12 protein-coding genes (1 of these 12 cut by a window edge) are annotated in these 21,398 nt (G+C 62.4%); 4 read left to right on the top strand and 8 right to left on the bottom strand.

The features are described 5' to 3' along the window. From P8K07_09980 to smc, 4 genes are all read right to left on the bottom strand, one after another. Positions 1–659, bottom strand: the 5' portion of a protein-coding gene (locus P8K07_09980; protein MDG1958851.1) for a TIGR00282 family metallophosphoesterase. Its footprint begins 127 nt before the window's first position; 659 of the gene's 786 nt are visible here — the first part of the coding sequence; the start codon lies at positions 657–659; its stop codon lies beyond the left edge, outside the window. A 12-nt stretch (positions 660–671) separates the two neighbouring features. Beyond that, the gene (gene rny, locus P8K07_09975; GenBank protein MDG1958850.1) at positions 672–2,234 is read right to left on the bottom strand and encodes a ribonuclease Y; all 1,563 of its coding nucleotides are present in this window, start codon (positions 2,232–2,234) and stop codon (positions 672–674) included. A gap of 140 nt (positions 2,235–2,374) precedes the next feature. Continuing rightward, the gene (ftsY, locus tag P8K07_09970) at positions 2,375–3,409 is read right to left on the bottom strand and encodes a signal recognition particle-docking protein FtsY (GenBank protein ID MDG1958849.1); all 1,035 of its coding nucleotides are present in this window, start codon (positions 3,407–3,409) and stop codon (positions 2,375–2,377) included. A gap of 59 nt (positions 3,410–3,468) precedes the next feature. Next, positions 3,469–7,053: a chromosome segregation protein SMC gene (gene smc / locus P8K07_09965; protein ID MDG1958848.1), complete on the bottom strand. Its 3,585-nt coding sequence runs from the start codon at positions 7,051–7,053 to the stop codon at positions 3,469–3,471. Positions 7,054–7,366: 313 nt separating this feature from the next. On the opposite strand from smc, the gene P8K07_09960 reads away from it, so the two are divergent. Then, entirely contained in the window at positions 7,367–9,439 is a 2,073-nt protein-coding gene (locus tag P8K07_09960; GenBank protein ID MDG1958847.1) for an Rne/Rng family ribonuclease, read from the top strand. 133 nt (positions 9,440–9,572) lie between these two features. Next, entirely contained in the window at positions 9,573–9,755 is a 183-nt protein-coding gene (locus P8K07_09955; GenBank protein ID MDG1958846.1) for a hypothetical protein, read from the top strand. A gap of 7 nt (positions 9,756–9,762) precedes the next feature. Here the strand turns inward: P8K07_09955 and P8K07_09950 are convergent, their stop codons facing one another. From P8K07_09950 to argJ, 4 genes are read right to left on the bottom strand one after another with little or no spacing between them, the layout of a single operon-like run. Next, a complete protein-coding gene (locus P8K07_09950) occupies positions 9,763–12,129 on the bottom strand; it encodes a DNA internalization-related competence protein ComEC/Rec2 (GenBank protein MDG1958845.1) in 2,367 nt (788 codons plus the stop codon). 58 nt (positions 12,130–12,187) lie between these two features. Further along, the gene (gene uvrC, locus P8K07_09945; GenBank protein ID MDG1958844.1) at positions 12,188–14,044 is read right to left on the bottom strand and encodes an excinuclease ABC subunit UvrC; all 1,857 of its coding nucleotides are present in this window, start codon (positions 14,042–14,044) and stop codon (positions 12,188–12,190) included. Further along, entirely contained in the window at positions 14,041–16,131 is a 2,091-nt protein-coding gene (uvrB, locus tag P8K07_09940) for an excinuclease ABC subunit UvrB (GenBank protein MDG1958843.1), read from the bottom strand. Before uvrB ends, uvrC begins: the two co-directional genes overlap by 4 nt. 15 nt (positions 16,132–16,146) lie before the next feature. Next, positions 16,147–17,364 (bottom strand): bifunctional glutamate N-acetyltransferase/amino-acid acetyltransferase ArgJ, encoded by a 1,218-nt coding sequence (gene argJ, locus P8K07_09935; protein ID MDG1958842.1) that lies wholly within the window; start codon positions 17,362–17,364, stop codon positions 16,147–16,149. 183 nt (positions 17,365–17,547) lie between these two features. Here argJ and lnt point away from each other — a divergent pair, with 183 nt between their 5' ends. Together lnt and P8K07_09925 are read left to right on the top strand one after the other, a co-directional pair. Continuing rightward, entirely contained in the window at positions 17,548–19,038 is a 1,491-nt protein-coding gene (gene lnt, locus P8K07_09930) for an apolipoprotein N-acyltransferase (GenBank protein MDG1958841.1), read from the top strand. 93 nt (positions 19,039–19,131) lie between these two features. After that, positions 19,132–21,180 (top strand): AAA family ATPase, encoded by a 2,049-nt coding sequence (locus P8K07_09925; protein ID MDG1958840.1) that lies wholly within the window; start codon positions 19,132–19,134, stop codon positions 21,178–21,180. The last annotated feature ends 218 nt before the right edge of the window (positions 21,181–21,398 follow it).

Raw genomic sequence — 21,398 nt, 5'->3', positions numbered from 1 at the left:
GAGAGGAACCGCTCGATCACATCCTCGCGACGCATTCCGATCACCGAGCGGGTTGGCCCACACATGCCAGCATCCGTCAAAAACCCTGTGCCTTCGGGCAAAATCTTCTCATCGGCTGTCTGAATATGGGTATGCGAGCCGACCACCAGCGATACCTGACCATCGAGATACCAGCCCATCGCGGCCTTCTCCGATGTTGTCTCCGCATGCATGTCCACCACCACCACATCCGCTTGTTCTCGAAGCGATTCGAGGGCTCGATCTGCGGCCCGAAACGGACAATCAAAGTCGCCCATGAAGACGCGGCCTATCAGGTTCACGACACCGACTCGCGTTCCGTCGCGCGCCGTGACTGCCGTCCAGCCTCGGCCCGGATTGTTCTGGGGAAAGTTCGCCGGACGAATCAGGCGAGGCTCCTCTTCGAGTACGGGTTCGATCGAGCGATGCCGCCAGATATGATTTCCGGTCGTCAGCACATCCACGCCCGCATCGAGCAATTCGTCGACACCGTTCGGGTCGATGCCCCGACCTCCGCTGGCATTTTCCCCGTTGGCGACCACACAATCAACGTCCTCGGCCGCGCGAATGGAACGAAGCTCCTGCCGGATCAACTGACGCGTGGCTCGGCCAAAAATATCCCCCAGATATAGTATCCGCATGATCGATGGAGCCTAGCGTGCAACGTCGCTCGCGCGAGTCTCGCGAATGACAGTCACCTTGATCTGACCGGGGTACGTCAGTTCTTCCTCCACGCGCCGAGCGATATCCCGAGCCATCGCCGCCGCGCGATCGTCATCAACCTTGGCAGGCTCGACAAAAACTCGGACCTCACGGCCCGCCTGAACAGCGAACGAACGCGTCACACCATCATAGCTGCCCGAAATCTTCTCGAGTTCGTCGAGTCGCTCGACGTAACTCTCCAGAACCTCGCGTCGAGCGCCCGGGCGCGCCCCGGACAGCGCATCAGCGGCATCGACCAGTGGCGCGAGGATGGTCTCGCATTTTACTTCCTCGTGATGAGCGGCAATCGCATTGCAGACCTTCGACGACTCGCCATATTTCCGAGCGATATCGGCCCCGATCAGCGCGTGGGAGCCCTCGACCTCGTGGGTAAGCGATTTGCCGATATCGTGCAGCAGAGCCGCCCGGCGGGCCTGTTTCACATTCAAACCGAGCTCGGCCGCCATCAGGCCGCAAATGAAGGAGGCCTCAATGGAGTGCGCCAGCACGTTCTGTCCATAGCTGTAACGGTAGCGGAGCATCCCCAGAAGTTTCACGATCTCCTGATGAACGCCGTGCACACCGGCCTCGAACAGAGCCTTCTGCCCAGCTTCCTTGACCGTCGCCTCAACGTCCTTTTCCGATTTCCGCACGACCTCTTCGATACGGCCCGGGTGGATCCTCCCATCCGAAAGCAGCTTTTCGACAGCAATCTTCGCAATTTCCCGCCGCACAGGATTATGGCAGGAGATCACGACGGTCTCGGGGGTATCATCGATGATCAGATCAACCCCGGTGGCCGCCTCGATCGCCCGAATATTTCGACCTTCTCGGCCGATCAGCCGGCCCTTCATATCATCCGATGGCAACGAAACGATCGAGATGGAGCGTTCGGCGACCCACTCCCCGGCCAGACGAGCGATCGACTGCGCGACGATCTTCTTGGCCCGGCGCTCGCCGTCCTCGCGCGCCTCCTCCTCGATCTGCCGGATCCGGCGCCCTGCCTGAAGCTTTGCCTCTTCGCTGATTTCGGCAACCAGCGCCTGCTTGGCTTCTTCCCGGGTGAGGCCGGCAGCTCGCTCGAGAGAGTTCCGGGTTTGCTCGATCGCGGCGGCCAACTCGTCGCGCTCCTGGCTCAGAGTCGCGCTCTCCTCTTCGGCTGCCGACTCGCGCTTGGCAATCTCGCGTTCCCGGTTCTCAACCTTGTTCCCGCGCCGCTCGAGATCGACCTCCAGGCTGCCGAGCTTCTTCTCGGTCGCCTGAATCTGCTGACGTTTGGCGCGAACCTCTTCATCGAGAGACTCTCGTGCCCGGCCTGCGTCGTCCCTGGCAGCCATCTGAGCTTCCTTGCGAATCGAGTCTGCCTCGCGCTCAGCCTGATGCAACGCCTGCTCTGCCGATGCGAGAGCCTCGGAGGCTGCCCGGCGCGACTGTCGCCGCCGAATCAGGGAAAAACCCCCGGCGATCAATGCTGCGACGAAAAATCCGATGATTCCTGCCGGCAAACTATCCAATTTCCACTCCAGACTGCGCCTACTGGCGAACCGCGTCACCCTGGGGCTGGCGGAAAACTTAAGATGTTGGGGACTTCCATTGACGACCCTCGATCGGCGGCCCTCCCCCCACCTAAGCTATGGACCCTCAGCGTCAAGAGTCAAGCCGAGGCCAGTTTGTTTGCGGGGAGAAGCCCGTCAACAAATGCCTCCGGCACGAAGTTCTGCAGATCCTCGGCGCCCTCGCCCAAACCCACGTAGCGCACCGGGGCTCCGAGTTCGTGACGCACCGCGATCGTCATGCCGCCACGCGCCGAACCATCGAGTTTGGTGAGGATGACACCGGTAATCGGCACGATCTCCGCGAAGGCCCTCGCCTGCGCAAGCGCATTCTGCCCCGTGGTCGCATCCAGAACGAGCAGCACTTCGTGGGGAGCGTCGGGTACAACGCGCCCCAGAATCCGACTCACCTTGCGCAACTCCTCCATCAAATTGACCTTGGTATGCAGGCGCCCCGCGGTATCGACGAGCACGACGTCCACGTTACGCGCCTCGGCAGCCTTCATCCCGTCGAACGCGACCGACGAAGGATCGGCACCAAGATCCTGCCGCACAATTTCCGCACCCGTACGCTCGGCCCAAACCGCCAACTGATCGGCAGCCGCCGCACGAAAGGTATCGCCGGCAACCAGCAATACCTTTCGGCCGGCGGCTGCGTGGCGAGCCGCCAGTTTGCCGATCGAAGTTGTCTTGCCCACCCCATTGACGCCAACGACCAGTTGAACCCACGGCCGCTTGGGCAAGATCTCCGGCTCCGGGACAGGATCCCCCAACAGGGCGCGGATCTCGTGCCGCAATGCCTCCTCGACGACCGTCGCATCGGCATCTGCGGGCACCTTGGCGCGAACTGCAGCGACCAGATGACCAGCCGGGCCGACGCCGACGTCGCTCGCGATGAGGATTTCCTCGAGGCCCTCAAAGAGCGCCGCATCTGCCCCACCACCCGACAGCAGGGAGCGCAAGCGCCCCGCGAGGGCACCCTGGCTCTTGGCCAAACCACGAGCAAAGGGGTCGACAACAGGTACAGAGACCGCAGACGGGGGGCCAATTTCCTCGTCCTCCCGCGCCCCGCCCTCTGGCACGACCGGTGCAGTCGAGCCAGCACGCAACTCCCGCACCAAGGCGGCGATAAGCACCAGGAGCCATAAAGCCCCCCAAAGTAAGAGCGAAAACGGGATATCTGCCATCGTCTGCGTCAGGCCGACGCGGCCATTCCGTCGGTCGCTACCCGCGCCGCCTCTTCGACCTCAACGGACACGATCTGGGAAACGCCCGCCTCGGGCATCGTCACGCCGTAGAGCGAATCCGACTGCTCCATCGTGCGTTGTTTGTGAGTGATGATGAGGAACTGCGTATCCGCACTCATGCGCTTCAACAGAGCGCTGAAACGACCCACATTCGCATCATCCAACGGTGCGTCCACCTCGTCCAGCAAGCAGAAAGGGGTCGCGCGCAGCGAGAACAACGCCATGATCAGGCTTACCGCGGTCAGCGACCGCTCCCCGCCGGACAACATTCCGAGGCTGCGGACCGCCTTGCCCGGAGGCTGGACGGCTATCTCGACCCCGGTCTCGAGGAGATTATTGGGCTGCGTGAGAACCAGATCGGCGGAGCCGCCGCGGAAAAGCTCCTTGAAAATAATAGAGAATTTCTCACGAGCCTGCTCAAAGGTATCCTTGAAACGCGTTCGCGTCGTGCGGCTGAGTTCGCCGATTGTCTTGCGCAAGTCTTCGATCGAGGCCTCGAGGTCGCCCCGCTGCGTCTGCAGGAATCCATAGCGCTCTTCCAATTCCTGAGCGTCCGCAATGGCAGTCACGTTCACGGCACCGAGGCGGTCGATCCGCTTCTTGAGAGCAGCCACCCGCTCGGCAGCAATCTCCGGCTCGAACTCCTCGGGTACGAAGACTTCCGAGACCACCACCTCGTACCTCTCCATGACACCCTCGGCGACTCCATTCATCTGGGCCTCCAAAGATGCCGATCGGACTTCGAGCTGGTTGATTCGCTCCCGCCGCCCGTCGAGGTCGCTCCGCACCTCGCCGACCTGCTTTTCGCACTCCGAAAGAAGGTTCGCGACTTCCCGAGCCTCCCCGCGAGCCTTCTCGACGGCCGCCTCCTCCGTCGCGTGACGCTCTCGGGCGACGCTTAATTCCTCCGCCAATTGGGCCAATGCCGTCACGGCCCGTTCGCGTTCCTCGGCCAGCCGCGCGGTATCCTCACCAAGGGTTCGGCGACGCGACTGCAGAACCTCGCGAGCGTGCTGCTGCCTGGCATGCTCGGCAACCGCCTCAGTCACGAACTGTCGGGCTTCCGCGAGCTTGTGCCGGGCGCCATCGCGCGCGGCCTGTGCCTGTTCGAAGGCCGATCGGGTCCGCCCCAAGGCCTCCCCGCTGGACTCGACGGCCGCCTGCGCCGATCGCTCACCCGCCTCGGCTGCCAGCGCCTGCTGCTCCGCTTCCCGCGCTCTTTCCTCGCTCTCGGCGAGCGAGCCTGCCGCGATGCGTAGTTCCTCTTCCGTCTCGGCGATCCGCGTATCCGCGGCCGCCCGCTCCCGACGAGCCGCCTCCAGCGCGTGCTCGGCCGCGACCAGTTCGAGCGTGGCATCATGAGCCTGGGCATCGAGACTTCGCAGGGCCTCGCCTTTGGCCAGACATTCCTCGCGTGCCGCCAGAATTCTCCCCTGCAGAGCCTCGAGCGCCTTTTCCTCCCGGGCCTGTTGCTCTTCCAATTCGGTCAGAACACGCCGACGCTCGAGCAGACCAACGCCCTCGGGCGCCTGCCCACCGGTCACGACACCGCGTTCGTCAATAAGATCGCCGGACAGGGTCACCCACACGCCAGCGCCCGGCGCAGACCGGAACGCGGATATCGCGGTGGCGAGGTCCTCGGTCAGCAAGACCCGTCCGAAGAGGGCCTCGCGAACTTCCGAGAAGCCCTCCTTTGCGCCGAGCATATCCACCATCCGCCGGCACCCCGGGGGCACCTGCGATGCGGGCGTCGCAGGCTGACCGCGCCGCGGGACGAAGGAAATTCGGCCCTCGCCGGCAGCCCTGAGAGCTTCGGCAAGACGAGCCCCGTCTTCGGGCCCCTCGACGACGGCGCCACGCAGCACATCGCCCAAAACAGCCGCTACGGCTGGCTCCAGGGTCTCCGGAATCTGCAGGGACTCGACCAATAAACCCAGCGGACCGTCGGCTCGAGCAAGAATCGTATCGATTCCGTCGGCATAGCCCTCCTTGGAGCGCTCCAACTCGCGAAGTCCGTCAATACGGCCCCCGACGTGCAGGAGGGTCTCGCGCAGTGTCGACTGGGATTCTTCGAGTCGCCGGAGCTCATCCTCACGCAAGCGCAGGGTCTCGGCGGCGCCTTTGCGGGTATCCTCCAGCCGACCGTGCTCGGTCCGTGCCGAAACTTCGCGTTGGGCCGCCGCCTCGGCTCGGCTCGCCGCCCCCGCCAGTTCGGTCCGCCGCCCCTCGAGGCGGTCCTCGATCCGGGCTGCTTCTTCGCGAATACCGGAGACCCGAGCTGCACTCTCGGCTCGGCGCTCGGCGACTTCCGCGAGCACCGACCGCGCGTTCGCCAATTCCGATCGATGCTGGTTGCAGTCGGCTTCGGCTTGTTGGAAAGCTGGCGCAGCCAACTGCACCTGGTCCTCCGCCCCCTGCGATGCGCCCTCGGCGGACCGCAAAACAGACTCTCGCGTCTCGAGTTCCGCCGTCGCCGCCACCAGCCCCGCCGACAGCGCCTCCTCGCGCCCGGCGAGCTCCCCGTCTTCGTCCACAACCCTGCCGAGGCGCTCTTCCAGACTTTTCAGGCTGTCGTTCGTTGCCGTCTGTCGCTCCGTCGCGCGAACGACAGCCGAGGCCACGTCCGCCAACGCCGCGAACATCTGCTCGATAGCCTCCTTGGTCTCGCGATCCCGAACCTGCACATCGTCGCGCTGGGACACCAATTCGCCGAGCCGAGTCTCGACTTCGCCAATCAGAGTCCGCAACTCGGCAAGTTCGACGTTGCAGCTCGAGCCCTCTTCGGCGAGTACACCGAAGCGCGAACCAGCGAGAAAGATTTCGACTTCGCGCAGCTCAGCCTCGAGCTTCTTGAATTCTTCCGCACGCTTGGCCTGACGCTGCAGCGCACTGAGTTGGCGTTCGATCTCGCGCATCACATCCGTAACGCGAGAGAGATTCTCGCTGGTCCGGTCCAGTTTCCGCTCCGAGGCGATCTTCCGGCTGCGGAAGCGCGTCGTACCGGCTGCCTCCTCGATAAAGAGCCGGATTTCCTCGGGCTTGGCGCCCACCAACTGCATCACGCGGCCCTGCTCGATCATCGCGTAGGCTTTGGGCCCAAGGCCGCTGCCGAGAAAGAGTTCCGTGATATCGCGCAAACGGGCCGGGGATTGGTTGAGCAGGTATTGCGATTCTCCGCTGCGAAACAATCGTCGAGTGACACTGAACTCGGGCAGCCGAGCGACCTGCGCCGCCACGCCCTCCTCCGGAAGGAGATCAGATGCCGAATCCTGACTCTGCTCGAAAGTCAAAGTGACCTCGGCAAAGTTCAGCGGAGCGCTCCCGTCATTGCCACAGAAGATGATATCTTCCATGTCGCGGGCACGGAGATTCTTGACGCTTTGTTCGCCCAGAGCCCAGCGAATTGCGTCGGATACATTGGACTTCCCGCAACCGTTAGGACCCACAATCGCGTTCATTCCCGGGCCGAATCGAAGTTTCGTGGGCTCTCGGAACGACTTGAACCCAACGAGATCGATCTCACGAATGCGCAAACTTCACCTCCACGTACACCACCCGGAGCATCGCCGAATCGCGATGCAAATTGTGGAGGTCTCTATCCAGAATATTGTGTCTGGAGTCAACCCAAGGCACAAGGGATTGCGGTTTTTAGCGAAGGAATTCGGCGATCACTTGCCCAAACTGACAGGATTCCTTATGTTGCTCAAAAGCTGCAGAGCGTCCGGCATCCGCCTTGACCCTCTCGACGACCCGCCGACCACCTTTGTTCTAGTCCCGTGGCGCGCCGGGAGGAGAGGGCCTTGACCGCCGCGCCTCTCCTCTCTCGAAAGGCCCACCGGAACAGAAGTGCGCAAGCAGATCCTTATTAGTCGATCCAGCGTCGACACCCGAATCGGACTCACCGAAGACGGCACCCTCGCTGAAATTCAGGTTGAAAACCCGGCCGAGAACTCCAGCGCCGGAAACGCCTACAAGGGCAAAGTGGTCCGGGTTCTCCCGGGGATGCAGGCCGCTTTCGTCGATATCGGTCTTGAAAAGGCCGCATTCATGCACGTCTCGGACTTCTGGGACGGGCCGGACGAACCCGAAGAGGCCGATGACCTCGCGGACGACCTTGAGGAGGATACCGAGGATGACCTCGCGGACGACCTCGAGGAGGATACCGAGCCTTCCGAACCGGTCGATCCGGATGAAGCCGATTCGCAGGAAGCCGATTCCGCAGAGCCTCATGCCTCGGATTCGGCGCTCGACGAACCGGACCAGAGCGCAGAATCGACGGGCATTGGCCCTCTCGAGGACAAGGACGCAGGGCCCGAACCCGCCGGAGACGCGGCCCTGCTCGCGACCGAGCAGGACGCGGCTGACCCAGCAGCCCCGCAAACCGACGAGGAAAGCGCGTGGGTCGGCGATGAAGATCCGGCCGAGGAAAGCGCCGAGGTCCTCGAAGTCCTCGAGGAACCAGCCCACGAAGGTGAGACGGCCCATGAGGAGGCCGATCCGTCGGGCGACCCGGCTGCCGAGCAAGAAGAAAGCGCGGATGCGACCGGCGCTGCCGGCAAATCCCGGAAACCCGGTCCCCGCGGTCGATCCCGGCGGAAGCCCAGCACCCCGCCACCCTCCATCGACGAATTACTGAAACCCGGACAGGAAATTCTGGTTCAGGTCTCCAAGGAACCCATGGGGACCAAGGGGGCTCGCGTCACCGGCCATATCTCTCTTCCCGGGCGCTATATTGTCTACATGCCGACCTCGAACCATATCGGCGTATCTCGTCGCATCGAGAAAGCCCGCGAGCGCCAGCGTCTCAAGAAGATCGTGGCCGAGAACCGGCCCGGGGGCAAAGGCGGATACATCGTTCGGACCGCCTGCGAAGGACTGTCGAAGAAGGAAATCCTGGCCGACATCAAGTTCCTGTCGAAGTTGTGGCAGGGCATCGAGAAGAAGGCCGCCTCCGAGGGCGCACCCAGCCTCCTGCACGAAGATCTGGACATCGTCCTGCGCTCGATGCGCGATCTTCTCACCAACGAGGTCGAAGAGATCCTCGTCGACGACCCGGGCGACCATGAACGGATCCTGGAGTTCATCGATACCGCGCTACAGCCCGAGCTGAAATCGCGTGTCCGTCGCCACGAGAGCCTGGCTCCTCTTTTTGATGAAGTCGGGGTGGAAAATCAGGTACGACGAGCGCTTGATCGACGCGTCTGGCTGAAATCCGGCGGCTATCTGATTGTCGACCAGACCGAAGCGTTGACAACCATCGACGTGAATACGGGCAGATTCGTGGGCAAGAAGACCCACGAAGAAACCGTGCTGAAAACAAATATGGAGGCTGCCAAAGCCTGCGTTGACCAGATGCGCTTGCGCAATATTGGCGGGATCATCGTCATTGACCTGATCGATATGGAGCTTGCCGAAAACCGCAAGAAAGTCAGCGAGGCCATCGAGGAGGCCGTCAAACGCGACAAGGCCCGCACCAATATTCTGAAGATCTCCGAGCTCGGGCTGGTCGAGATGACCCGCAAGCGTACGCGCGAGAATCTGCAGAAGATCATCACCATCCCATGCCCCTCCTGCGACGGACTTGGGCGACAAAAATCGCCGGAGGCCGTCGCGGGAGATGCACTGCGGGAGGCCCTGCGGAAAGCCGAGGCGGCCGACAACCCTCGGAATCTGACCATCCGGATTGCCAGTGATATCGCCGGGATCCTGCGGCAAGCGATCGAAAAGCGCCCCAATGCCATTCTCGCCGCCAAGGGTATTCAGCTGTCCGTGAAGGGCGAGCCAAATTTCGAGCGGAACGCTTTCGAAATCGAATTCGGCGGACAAGCCAAGCGCAAAAGAAGCGGTGGCCGACGTCGACGCCGGCGGTCGGGAGCCGCCAAGGCAGCTGCCGCGCCGAGCGAAACAGCCGCCGACTGAACGCCGCCGGATATCGCGTCCCCGATTCTTATCCCGAAACGGCTTGCGACAGAGTTTTTCGCAGTCCTTGATTCTGCCCGGCATCTTCGGGTACCGATAACGCGGAAGTGAATGTTGTGGAGGGTGGATGCTGATGGATTTGCCGAAGTGCCAGAAGTGCGATGCAGGACTGTTGATCCCGCTGTCCGATTACGGGCAGGAGGGTGCCACCGTGATGTTCAAAGCTTGGGTCTGCACCAGCCCCGTCTGCGGATTCTCGATTCGTATCGACAAAGGTGAGGTCACCTTCGGCCGCAAGGTCGAACAGCGAACCTAGGCTCCGCCTACCTGCGACATCGTTGCAGGCGCGAAATCTGCCCGTCCGAAACCATCCGGATCTCGCCGGCCTCGGCCGTGACCAGCCATGCCACGCCCAACTGGCGATAGCGTTCCACCACCTCGGAATGCGGGAAGTCGAACCGATTCCGCCGCGCGGCCTGGACAACCGCTGCAGCAGGCCTCAGCCTTGCGAGCAACGCCACACCGCTCGAGGTTCTCGACCCGTGGTGCGGTACTTTAAGCACGGTAGCACCGGGCAAATCCGCAGAGCCACCCAGCATCGACTCGCCAGCCGCCTCGATATCTCCAGTGAACAGCACCGAGGTAGCTCCATAGCGAAGCGCGAGCACGAGAGAGTTGTCGTTGCGGTTCGCGAAGCCATGCTTCCCTGGTTGCAGGACATCCACCCGACCCCAGCCAGCTCCAAATTGGTCGCCCGTCCCGAGACGCTTCCATCGGGCCCGCCCCGGCGGGATCCAACGACCTTCCTCCTCGGGCAGGCGACTGCCATGAGATACCGCAAATTCTGCTCGTGGATAAAGGCTCCACAAATCATCGATGCCCCCGGCATGATCCCAGTCTGCATGACTGACAACAATCCGGCGCAGACCCGAAAGACCCTCCGCCCGGAGTACCGGCCGCACCACACGGGTGGCCAAACCGGGAGCAGACAAACGCCCGGGTAAATCGATCAACGTCCCGGCCACCTCGCCGGGACCGGCAAAAAGAATTGCATCGCCCTGACCGACGTCCAGAAAGCGCACTCGCAAAGAGCTCCGATCAAGTGGTCCCGAGAATGTCCGCCAAACCACAGCAACCAGAAGAACCCCCCCGACCACCACCAGCCAGCGTTCCCAACCCCAACGGCGAAAGCCCGAACCGATCAAAAGAGCCGCCACCCCCGCGGCCCCGATGGGAAGCCACCCATCCGCCCGCACCACGCCCAGGCGTGTCTCGCCGACCGCCGCAATCAAAGGCTCGACCGCGTCGATCATCACAGCAGCGACCCGGAGGAGACGGCTGGCCAACCCGATATCGAGTGGCGCGAGGAAAGCCCCGGGTAAAGCCGGTGCGAGGACGCCCGGGCCCAAAACCGGACCCACGACCAGGTTGACAATAATCCCGGCCAACGAAAACTCGCCGAAATGGTAGGCGAGGATCGGTGCGGTCGCAGCCACCGCAACCAGCGAGAAGCGTCCCGCACGGATCAGCCTCGCAGCGAAAGAGCTCGCGGCCCCGCCGCCCGCGAGCATCAGGGCGCCCGTGGCGAGGAAAGTGAGCTGAAAGCCGACGGCGCCGGCATACCCCGGATCCCACATTAAAAACCCGGCAGCCGTGGCCAGCAAAAAGTGAAAAGGGCGTGCCCTGCCCCCAAAAAATTCCTGAAACTGGAGCAGGAAGGCCACCATCGCCGCGCGCGCAACAGCCACCGAGAATCCGACGATCATCAGATACGACGAGACCACTCCCAACACGAGAATGCGGGAGAGTAGGCGCGCACGCGCGCCATGCCCGACCGGGAGCAGCAGATGCACAAGAAAGCCGAGAAGCATCTGGGCACCCCAAAACACCGCCGCCAGATGAAGTCCGGACACCACCAGAAGATGAGCCACCCCGGCAGCGGCCCAATATTCGCGGCGTTCCCTGTCCAGAGAGTGTCGCTCTCCCAAAACCAGCGCGTGCAGGATCGGGCCCGCCTTGCCCGGAGCGCCGCGATCGATCGCTTCCGCAATCGCCGCCCGCACTCGGACCCGGAGGCTCTGCGATGCGGCCATCTTCTCGACGGCTCGATCGTCCTTGATACGCAATCGAGCCAAGGTGCCATGCCTTCGGGCATACCCTTGCCGATCGTCCTTGCCTGCGTTGCACAACCCCAGTGGGGGGTAAGGCCGCGCCACCAAACGAAAGCGATCGCCCGGGTGCCAATCCGACCGAGCCCGCGAGAACAAGACCTCGACAAGGGCGCCTTTCGGCAAACCGTCATTATCCCCACGCAACACATCTGCCGACAACCGCACCCACCGGCTGCCCGAGGGCCACGTCCCTTCCGCTACGCGGCGCACCTCAACCTCGAGGCGCTGCAACCTGCCGGCTCCGGGCACGTCCGCGGCCTCCTCCAGGGAGCGCCCCGCCACCCCGACCCCGGCGGCCACGCCCAGCGCGGCGAGCAGCCAGAGCGCACGATCTGACTTTTTCCCCGCGCCTGACCCCGCCGCGAAGGCGGCTACCAGACTGAACCACCAGGCGGCAGACGGCAGCAGAATCTCCCCGAGCGTGCCGCCGATCAGAGAGAGCGACACGACACATAGAGCCCAGCGGCGAGCCCGACTCGTGCGCCCCGAAGGTCGTCGCGCCCAGAGAGCCCGATCCATTCATGAATCATGCCCTGCACGAACCACGCTCTATAGTCCGGGCGGACCGGCAGGCAGCTCAATCCTCCGCGATCGACGCCACGATCGTACGCGCCAAAGTTTTGCCAATGCCGGCGAGAGCCGCGATTTCCTCAATCGACGCCCGCCGCAGACCAGCCATGCTCCCAAAATGTCGCAGCAAGAGCTTTTTGCGCTCAGGGCCGATCCCGGCAACGGCATCCAGCGGCGACTCACGAGCCGCCTTCTGTCGCAGGCTGCGATGGTAGGTGATCGCGAAACGATGAGCTTCGTCGCGGACTCGTTGCAACAGAAAGAGAGCACCGGAAGAGCGCGGCAGGACTACCGGGTTGACCCGGCCGGGAAGGAAAACTCGCTCCTCGCTTCGCTCCATGGCGACCGACCGTGCATCACTGCGTGCACGAGACTTCGCCAACCCGACAATTTCTGGGCTGTCGAGTCCGAGATCCGCGAGCGCCGCAAGCGCCACGCCAAGCTGCCCGCGCCCACCATCCACCACCAAAAGGTCCGGCAGGTCATCAGCCTCGATACCGGCCCGAAAGCGACGGCCGAGAACTTCCGCCATACTTGCGAAATCATCGGTCCCCTCGACCGTGCGAATTCGGTAGCGGCGGTAGCGGGCCGTTGCCGGCGCACCGTCATCGAAAGCCACCACCGACGCGACCGTCGAGCTGCCCTGAAAAGTCGATATATCGACACATTCAATCGTTCGCGGGGCTGAGCGCAGCCGCAGACGCCGACGCAACTCCTCGGCAGTCTCTGATTGACGCTCATCCTCGCCCCGACGGGCACCCAGCGCCTGCCGCGCATTCTCGCCGGCGAGATCCACCATCCGCTTTTTCCGGCCCCGCTGCGGTGCCACAATCCGGACCCTCCGCTCGAGGCGTTCCGTCAGCATCTCCTCGCGAGCGTCAGCATCGGCCAGCTCGACTGGCAGCAGGATCTGCGGCGGGATGGGATGCCCCCCACCATAGAACTGCGTCAGAACGGAGCCGATCAGTTCTTCTTCGGGCAAGTTCCAGTCCCGGAATCCGAACGATCGGTTCGCCACCAGCCGCCCGGCGCGCACGATCAGAATCTGAACCTCGGCAAAACCGCCCTCGCGGTAGAACCCGAAGACATCCTGATCGCCTCCATCATGCTGGAGGACCTCCTGCCCCTGCGCGGTATTACGGATCGAACGCAAGCGGTCCCGCAGCTTCGCTGCCTCCTCGAATCGCTCCTCGCTCGAGGCCAATTGCATCTCACGCTCCATCCCCGCGACCAGTTCCTCGTTGCGCCCTTCCAGCAGCAAGGCCACCTGGCGGAGATGGCCCTCGTAATCTTCCCGGTCGACCGGCAGAACGCAGGGGGCAAGACAACGACCGATCTGATGCTCGAGGCATGGCCTCTGACGATTTCGAAACACGGCATCGCTGCACGTGCGCAGGGGAAAAACCTTGCGAACCACGTCGAGGGTCTCTCGGACCGAACTGGCCGAATGAAACGGTCCGAAATACCGGGCACCGTCTTTCCGGATCCTTCGGGTCACCACGACTCGCGGCCATGCATGCTTGGTCATCGCGACGCTGACGTAGGATTTATCGTCCTTGAGACGAATATTATACCGCGGCTTGTACTGCTTGATCAGGTTGTTCTCGAGGATCAAGGCTTCTTTTTCGTTCCGCGTCACCAGACACTCGACCTGAGTCGCCTTGCGCAGGAGGAAGACGATCTGCTGACGACCATCCCCGCCCCGCATATAAGACCCGAGGCGACTCCGTAGATTCTTGGCTTTGCCAACGTAGATCACCCGGGCTTGGTCGTCCTTGAAGAGATAGACCCCGGGACGAGGAGGTGCCGCAGCCCCCTGCGCAGCAAGCGCTTCCGAGACATCTCCACCCGCAGACGGACTCATCGTTTCGGCCTGCGACCGCGCGGCCGCGCCGAGCGCCCGGCCCGAGAACTCGTCGCCGCAGACTCTGACGACGAATCAGAAGCCGCAGAAGATTTCATGCGATCCCTAAGCTCGGCGGCTCGTTCGAAATCGAGATTCTCGGCCGCGTCCCGCATCGCCCGCCGCAACTCCCCGGCACTCAACGCGGCGTCCCCGTTCGACCCTTCCGTGAGAATCGCGGGTGCGGTCGAGTGATCGGCTTCGTACACTTCCACCAGAGGGGATCCGATCGACTTGCGAATCGTCTCGGGCGTAATGCCATGCTCGACGTTATAAGCCTCCTGAATCACACGGCGGCGGCTGGTCTCGTCCATGGCCTGCCGCATCGAATCCGTCACGGAATCCGCGTAGAGAATCACTCGCCCATTGACGTTGCGCGCCGCACGGCCAATCGTCTGGATCAGAGAACGCGCCGAACGAAGGAACCCCTCCTTGTCAGCATCCAGAATCGCCACCAGCGAGACTTCGGGGATATCCAATCCCTCGCGCAGAAGGTTGATCCCCACCAGAACATCATATTCCCCGCGCCGCAGCGCGCGGATCAACTCCACACGCTCGAGGGTATCGACATCGGCGTGGATATAGCGAACCCGGACGCTCATTTCGTCGAGATAATCCGTCAGGTCCTCGGCCATCTTCTTGGTCAAGGTCGTCACCAGAACACGCTCATCCCGCTTGGCCCGGATCCGCACCTGTTCGAGGAGATCGTCTACCTGCGTGCGGGCGCCACGCACTTCGATCTCCGGGTCGGTCAGGCCGGTCGGCCGAATCACTTGCTCGGCGATCAGCCCCTCGCTCTTTTCCAGTTCATACTCGCCGGGCGTCGCCGAAACATAAATTGCCTGGTGCACATGGGACTCGAATTCGGGAAAACTGAGCGGGCGGTTGTCCAGTGCCGACGGGAGGCGAAAACCAAAGTCGACCAGATTACGCTTCCGCGCCTGATCGCCGCGGAACATGCCCCCCACCTGCGACACCGTAACGTGACTTTCATCGACGAGGATCAGGGAGTCGTCCGGGAAATAGCTGAGCAGAGAAGCAGGCGGCTCCCCGGGAAGACGACCGTCAAGATGGCGCGAATAGTTCTCGATCCCATGGCAGAAACCCATTTCGGCGAGCATTTCGAGATCATAGACGGTGCGCTGGTCCAGTCGTTGCGCCTCGAGGAGCTTGCCCTCCTGACGCAGCTCCACGCATCGCGTCTCGAGCTCGTCCCGAATGGAAGCGACTGCATCCTCGAGACGATCGCTCGTCGTCACGTAGTGGCTGGCGGGATAGATCGCGACACGCGACAGCCCGCGAATCGTCCGGCCGCGCAGGGGATCGAACTCGGCTATGGACTCGATCGTATCCCCGAAAAACTCCACGCGCACAGCACTGGAATCTTCGTATGCCGGGAAAATCTCCACCACATCCCCGCGGACGCGAAACGTCCCTCGATGAAACTCGATATCATTGCGCTCGTACTGGATACCCACCAGGCGCCGCAGCAACTCGTCACGCTCAAATTCCGCGTCCCTCTCGAGAAACACCAGCATCTCGAAATACTTTTCCGGTGAACCCAGCCCGTAAATACAGGAAACACTGGCCACGATCAGAACATCATTTCGTTCCAGAAGCGCCTTGGTCGCGGAGTGCCGCATCTTGTCGATTTCATCGTTAATCGAGGAATCTTTTTCGATGAAAGTATCTGTCGAAGGGACGTAAGCCTCCGGTTGATAGTAGTCGTAGTAGCTAACAAAATAGCGTACGGCGTTGTCGGGAAAAAACTCCTTGAACTCGCTGTAGAGCTGGGCCGCCAGCGTCTTGTTCGGCGCGATCACCAAGGCAGGACGATTTCGCTCGGCGATCACATGCGCCATGGTCAGCGTCTTGCCGGAACCAGTTACACCTAGCAGGGTCTGGTGATGCACCCCCGCATTGAGGCCCTCATTCAGAGAACGAATCGCCGCCGGCTGATCCCCGCGCGGGGTAAACGGGGACTTCAAATTGAAATCACCCGCCTGTCGCTCGGGTACCCAATCGTGCTTGCCCTGATCGTCCACCAAACTCCCCACGCGGCCTCAGGTCGAATAGGCCGAATTGAACTCGACATAGGCAGGGGAGAGATCCGTCGTAATCGCGGAGGTTTTCGCTTTTCCCCGGCCCAATTCGATCTGCACCTCGATGTCCGCGCCCAGCATATGCCGCCGCGCGCGGGCACGACTGCCTGCGACTCCTGTTCCGGCTGCGAACACCTTGATCCCGCCAATCGCGATCGTCACTTTTTCGGGATCCACCGGCACGCCGCTATACCCGATCGCGCAGGCGATCCGTCCCCAATTGGGATCCGAGCCGTGGAAAGCCGTTTTCACCAGCGTCGATCTCGACACAGTGCGTGCAACCTGACGCGCTTCTGATTCCGTGCGAGCCGAGCCCACCTCGAGACGGACGACTTTGGTCGACCCCTCGCCATCCTGAGCCACCAAGGTTGCCAGGTCGCGCCCGACCTGGACCGCCGCCCGCGCAAATGGCTCCGGCAATCCCCCACGCTTCGCAAGGCGCGCCTTGCCGCTGGCCAAAACAAAAAGACTGTCGTTCGTGCTGGTATCGCCGTCCACTGACAACTCGTTGAAGGAGCCGCCTGCGACCAGACGCGCCAGCTTGCGGGCTGACGTCGCCGAAAGATCTGCATCCGTGATCAGGAATACGAGGAGCGTGGCCATCTCGGGAGCAATCATCCCGGCCCCCTTCGCGATTCCGAGGATCCTCACCGGACCGTCCGGTCCCGGTACGGTCGTTGTCACGACCTTCGAGAAGGCATCGGTCGTGCAGACAGCTTCGGCGAAAGCCTCGGCGCCACCAGCGCTCAGGGAGGCCGTCGCCCCCCGGATCCCTCCGCGAAGTTTGCCCATGGGCAAGGGTGCCCCGATGAGCCCGGTTGACGCGGAAAGCACCTCCTCGGCGGGACATGCCAATCGGGCCGCGGTCCATTCGCAAAGCTTCTCCGCATCCGCCCGACCACGCGCACCTGTGCACGCATTCGCGTTTCCGCTGTTGACCAATAAAGCGCGCAAATGGCCACTGCGAAGCCGGTCTTCGGCAAGAGCTACGGGCGCTGCTCGAAACCTGTTCGTGGTAAACACGCCCGCCGCGACCGCAGCGGTATCCGCGACAATCAATCCCACATCCGGGCGGCCCGAGTCCTTCAACCCGGCTGTTGCCGCACCAAATTGAAATCCGGGCACCACAAAGTCCTCCGAGCTCGATTTGCTCCGTCTGACTGCCTTTTGTTTTGCCATGCCATGCCGCCTTCCCGAAGAGTATCTCCGTGGAGAGGATGATGGCCATCCGAGCGTCAGACGCAACCGTGGGCGGGCATTTTTCAACATCCATGAGAATTATTTGAAAGCATCGGCGTGCGCGGCTATCGATGAACGACCGTCGGGTTCCCGCCTCAGTGTTGGCGTCCGGACGAAGCCGATATGCCACTGAACTACTTTCTTTGCGCGTTGGGCGGGTTGGCCGTGGCCCTCCCCTTTATTGCGCCGGTCTGGGGTCCAATTGCCTGGATCGCCTTCCTCCCGTTCCTGTGGGCCGCCCCGCGTGCCTCGAGCTACAGGCAGAGCTTGGCTCTGGGGATGGTCATGGGTGGCACAGCCAATGGCATTGTCTGTCTCTGGCTGATCGACACGATCACCATCTTTGGCGGATTTCCATGGCCTCTGGCCGCCCTCTTTTATGTGATCCTGATCGGCTACACGGGCATTCCGTTTGCGGCCGTCGGCGTGGCCCTGCGATTTGCCGGTCCGGCGGCACCGAGCCTGCTCGCACCCGCTCTCTGGGTGGGAACCGAGTACCTTTTTCCCAATCTCTTTCCATGGAGGATGGCCTATACGCAGCGGGAGTTTCCCCTCCTCATTCAGTCTGCAGACGTGGCCGGACCCTATCTTCTCTCGTTTGCCATCTTGTGGTTTGCCGCCGGACTCGTGCGTCCGCGTATCACTCGCATCGTCCCTCCGTTAATCCTCGTGGCCCTGCTCCTCGCCTATGCCCAGTGGCAAATGCCTCGGGTGCAGACGGCGATAGAGACCGCGCCCTCGTTGCGTGTCGGTGTCGTGCAAGGAAATCTCTCTCTTTTTGCAAAACGTGACCCCAACGATCTCGACAGGAACCTGAAGACATACCGGAGGCTCTCCGAGAGCCTCCAGCCCCCGCCGGACTTGCTGATCTGGCCGGAAACGGTTGTGACCTGGGGCCTGCCACAAGACCGCCCCCTCGAGGCCGCGCGGGACCCTTACCCCGAGGCGCCCACCGCGATGCTTTTCGGCGCGCTTTCCTATCGCCAAACTCCGCAAGGGCTGGATTTTTACAACAGCCTTTTCCTGCGCACCGCCGAAGGCCGGCTGAAGGGTCGCTATGACAAAATGGTCCTGATGCCCTTTGGCGAATTTCTGCCCTTCAGTGAACAATTTCCCATCATCCGATCGTGGAGTCCAAACTCCGGAGATTTCCACGCCGGCCGGGAGGCTACGGTCCTCTCGCTGAATCAGGATATCCGCATAGGGCCCGCTATTTGTTACGAAGACATGATGGCCTCGCCACTCGGCACATCGGCCGCCAAGGGAGCCAACCTCCTGGTCAGCGTCGCCAACGACGCCTGGTACGGCGACAGCGCAGCCCTGCTCCTGCATGAGACTCTGGGACAATGGCGTGCCTTGGAAAACCGCCGATATTTCGTTCGCGCGACCAATTCCGGACTCACCTCCGCTATCGACCCGATGGGCAAGCGGTTTTTCCAGCTTCCCCGAGGGAAGAGCGTTGCGGGCACCCTCGAGGCCCGATTGCTCGACCAGAGCACGGTCTACCAGAGACATCCGCACAGTTTCCCGCGATTCGTGCTAGGTCTCAGCCTTGTCGTTCTCGGATGGGCCCGCGCGAGAAGGTTCCGAGGCAACGAAAACCTGCCCAATTAAAGGAACCCACGTCGCGGGACGTTGAGCAAAGGAGATCCTCGCGCGCCATTATGGCACGTCGGGGGAATCGACGGCGATATTCGGAGAGAAGCGATGTACCTGGAGTTCTACGGACTCAGCGAAAAACCCTTCACGCAGACACCCGACCCTCGCTTTCTGTATTGGAACGATGGCTACCGGGAGACTTTGGCCAGCCTGCGCTACGGGATCCTGGAGCGAAAAGGCTTTATCGCGATGGTCGGAGAGGCTGGCACCGGCAAGACCACACTCCTCCGAAAACTGCTTGACGATCTCGGAGATGAGGTTGTTTCGGTTTTCCTCTTCAACCCGAACGCCACGTTCGAGGAGATCCTCGAATATACCCTGAGCGAATTGGGCATCAGCTCACCGGCCGGAAAAAAGCTGGCGATGCTCCAGCAATTGAATGAATTTCTGCTCGCGGCCTTCTCCGAAGGACGCAACACGATTCTGCTCATCGATGAAGCCCAGGACCTCGACATCGACGTTCTGGAATCCTTGCGCCTGCTCTCCAACCTCGAGACAGCGCAGGACAAGATCCTGCAGATCGTACTTTCCGGCCAACCGGAATTGGCCGACCGACTGGCCGATCCCAGCATTCGGCAGCTGAAACAGAGGATAGCCGTGCGTTGTCGGCTGGACCCTCTGACGCGGGAAGAGTTGCCCGAATTTATCGAGGCGCGCCTCGCCGTTGCCGGCGGCTCACCCTCTCTTTTTCTCCCCGAGAGCCTCGACGCAATCTGGCAATATTCCAGCGGAATCCCGCGCCTGATCAACACAGTCTGCGACAATGCCCTGCTCGTGGGCTACGCGCTGGGCCGCAAGACGATCGACAGCGAAGTTCTCCGGGAAGTCATTGCTGACCTCGAGAAAATCGACCCGCGTCACACCGCACCCATCCTCGAGCCGACCCGGCAAGATACTGAAAACAATAGGATAATTGCGGATTCCGCGACGACCAAGCCTGTCCCGACGACCGCCGATATCAGCCCGGAAAGCCGTCCCGCAGACCCCGCGCCCGAGGCGCCGAAAACGAATTCCGACAAGCCTGTCGAACCACCGCAGCGACCCGTGAACAATTCCCTTTTGGCTGGACTGCTGGCTGTCGGCCTTCTGCTCTTTGCCGCGGTCGCCTGGTTTGGCGAGGCACCTCCTGCACCCTCCGTGATGCCATCGGGCAGCCCCGGCGACGTGAGCACAACGAACCCGCCGATTCCCGCAAGGCCCTCCGCGCCGGTACTCGCGGACGCGCCTCGAGATGCGGAGAACGCCGCCCCCGAAAAATTACCGATCGCACTGCCGCTTCCGAGTCCGACTTCGGATCCGGTCCCCACAGCGACCCCGCAGCCGACGCCGGTGCCGAGCGCCAGCCCGTCACCGACGGTTAGTCCGACACCGACCGCAAGTCCGGCACCGAGCGCGAGTCCGGTACCCACCGCGAGCGCCCTGTCCACAGCAGCGCCGGTAGTGGTCGCGGCAATGCCACGAGAAACCGCGTCCGCAGCGATACAAAGCGGCGCCCAAATGCTCCAGCCAAAGCCAGTACCGGATGCTGTTCGGTTGGCTGCGGTCCTGCCGCCGTCAGTCGGGTCGTCCCCGACAAGCCCGCGCCCCGCGGCGACCCCGGTCATTGCGCCCTCCCAACCTGACGCATTGCCCGAGCCAGCCGAGGCCCGGCCGGAGACGTCAACCGAACGCCCCATAACCGTGCCTGCGCTCCTCGAAATCCAACTCGGAGACACCCTCGCCGCGATGGCCAACCGGGTCTACGGAACGCAGAGCTATACACTTCTGGATCTGATTCAGGCAGCGAATCCCGGCCTCGATGACCCCAGCCGGATCATCGCCGGCGGAGTTGTTCTTTTCCCGAGCCTCGACGCAGCCACGCGCATCGTCTCCGGACCGGATGGGCAACTCCAGGTCATTGCCCTGACCACGCCAAGCCTCCGGCAGGCACTCGCCCGCCAGAGCCTGCTGCAGAAGCAGTTGGCCCAGCCCGTCGAGATCGAAACGGTCAGCTTGTACGATGGCCCGGACCTTTATCGGGTGTTCCTGCCGGCCTTCACCGACCCCGATGACGCACTGCGCACCGCGCAAACCCTCGGTCCAGTTCTGCAAAAATAAACACTATTTTGGGCCGAACCCTCGTGGTTTTGCACGATTCTGCCGATGATTGGCATGGATGCACCAAAAACGTATCCATGGGAGGGGTGGCAGAACCTTGAAAAAGCTAGCATTTACATTGTTTTCTGAGAAATTGGCGGAGACCGCCTTGGCTTCAGATTTGCTTTTCTCTCTTTTGCGCCAATCTATTCCCGGGCAAGATGGCGACAGGCCGAAAG

Source organism: Candidatus Binatia bacterium, assembly GCA_029248525.1.
Lineage (GTDB): Bacteria > Desulfobacterota > Binatia > UBA12015 > UBA12015 > UBA12015.
Note: the sequence above shows the minus strand (reverse complement) of the source record. Positions and strands in the feature narration are given on the sequence as shown.

Bases quoted from the DNA above. Each gene is read 5' to 3' on its own strand.
- P8K07_09950 (MDG1958845.1), bottom strand. From the start codon at position 12,129: ATGGATCGGGCTCTCTGGGCGCGACGACCTTCGGGGCGCACGAGTCGG.
- P8K07_09925 (MDG1958840.1), top strand. From the start codon at position 19,132: ATGTACCTGGAGTTCTACGGACTCAGCGAAAAACCCTTCACGCAGACA.
- argJ (MDG1958842.1), bottom strand. From the start codon at position 17,364: ATGGCAAAACAAAAGGCAGTCAGACGGAGCAAATCGAGCTCGGAGGAC.
- P8K07_09955 (MDG1958846.1), top strand. From the start codon at position 9,573: ATGGATTTGCCGAAGTGCCAGAAGTGCGATGCAGGACTGTTGATCCCG.
- lnt (MDG1958841.1), top strand. From the start codon at position 17,548: ATGCCACTGAACTACTTTCTTTGCGCGTTGGGCGGGTTGGCCGTGGCC.
- uvrC (MDG1958844.1), bottom strand. From the start codon at position 14,044: ATGAGTCCGTCTGCGGGTGGAGATGTCTCGGAAGCGCTTGCTGCGCAG.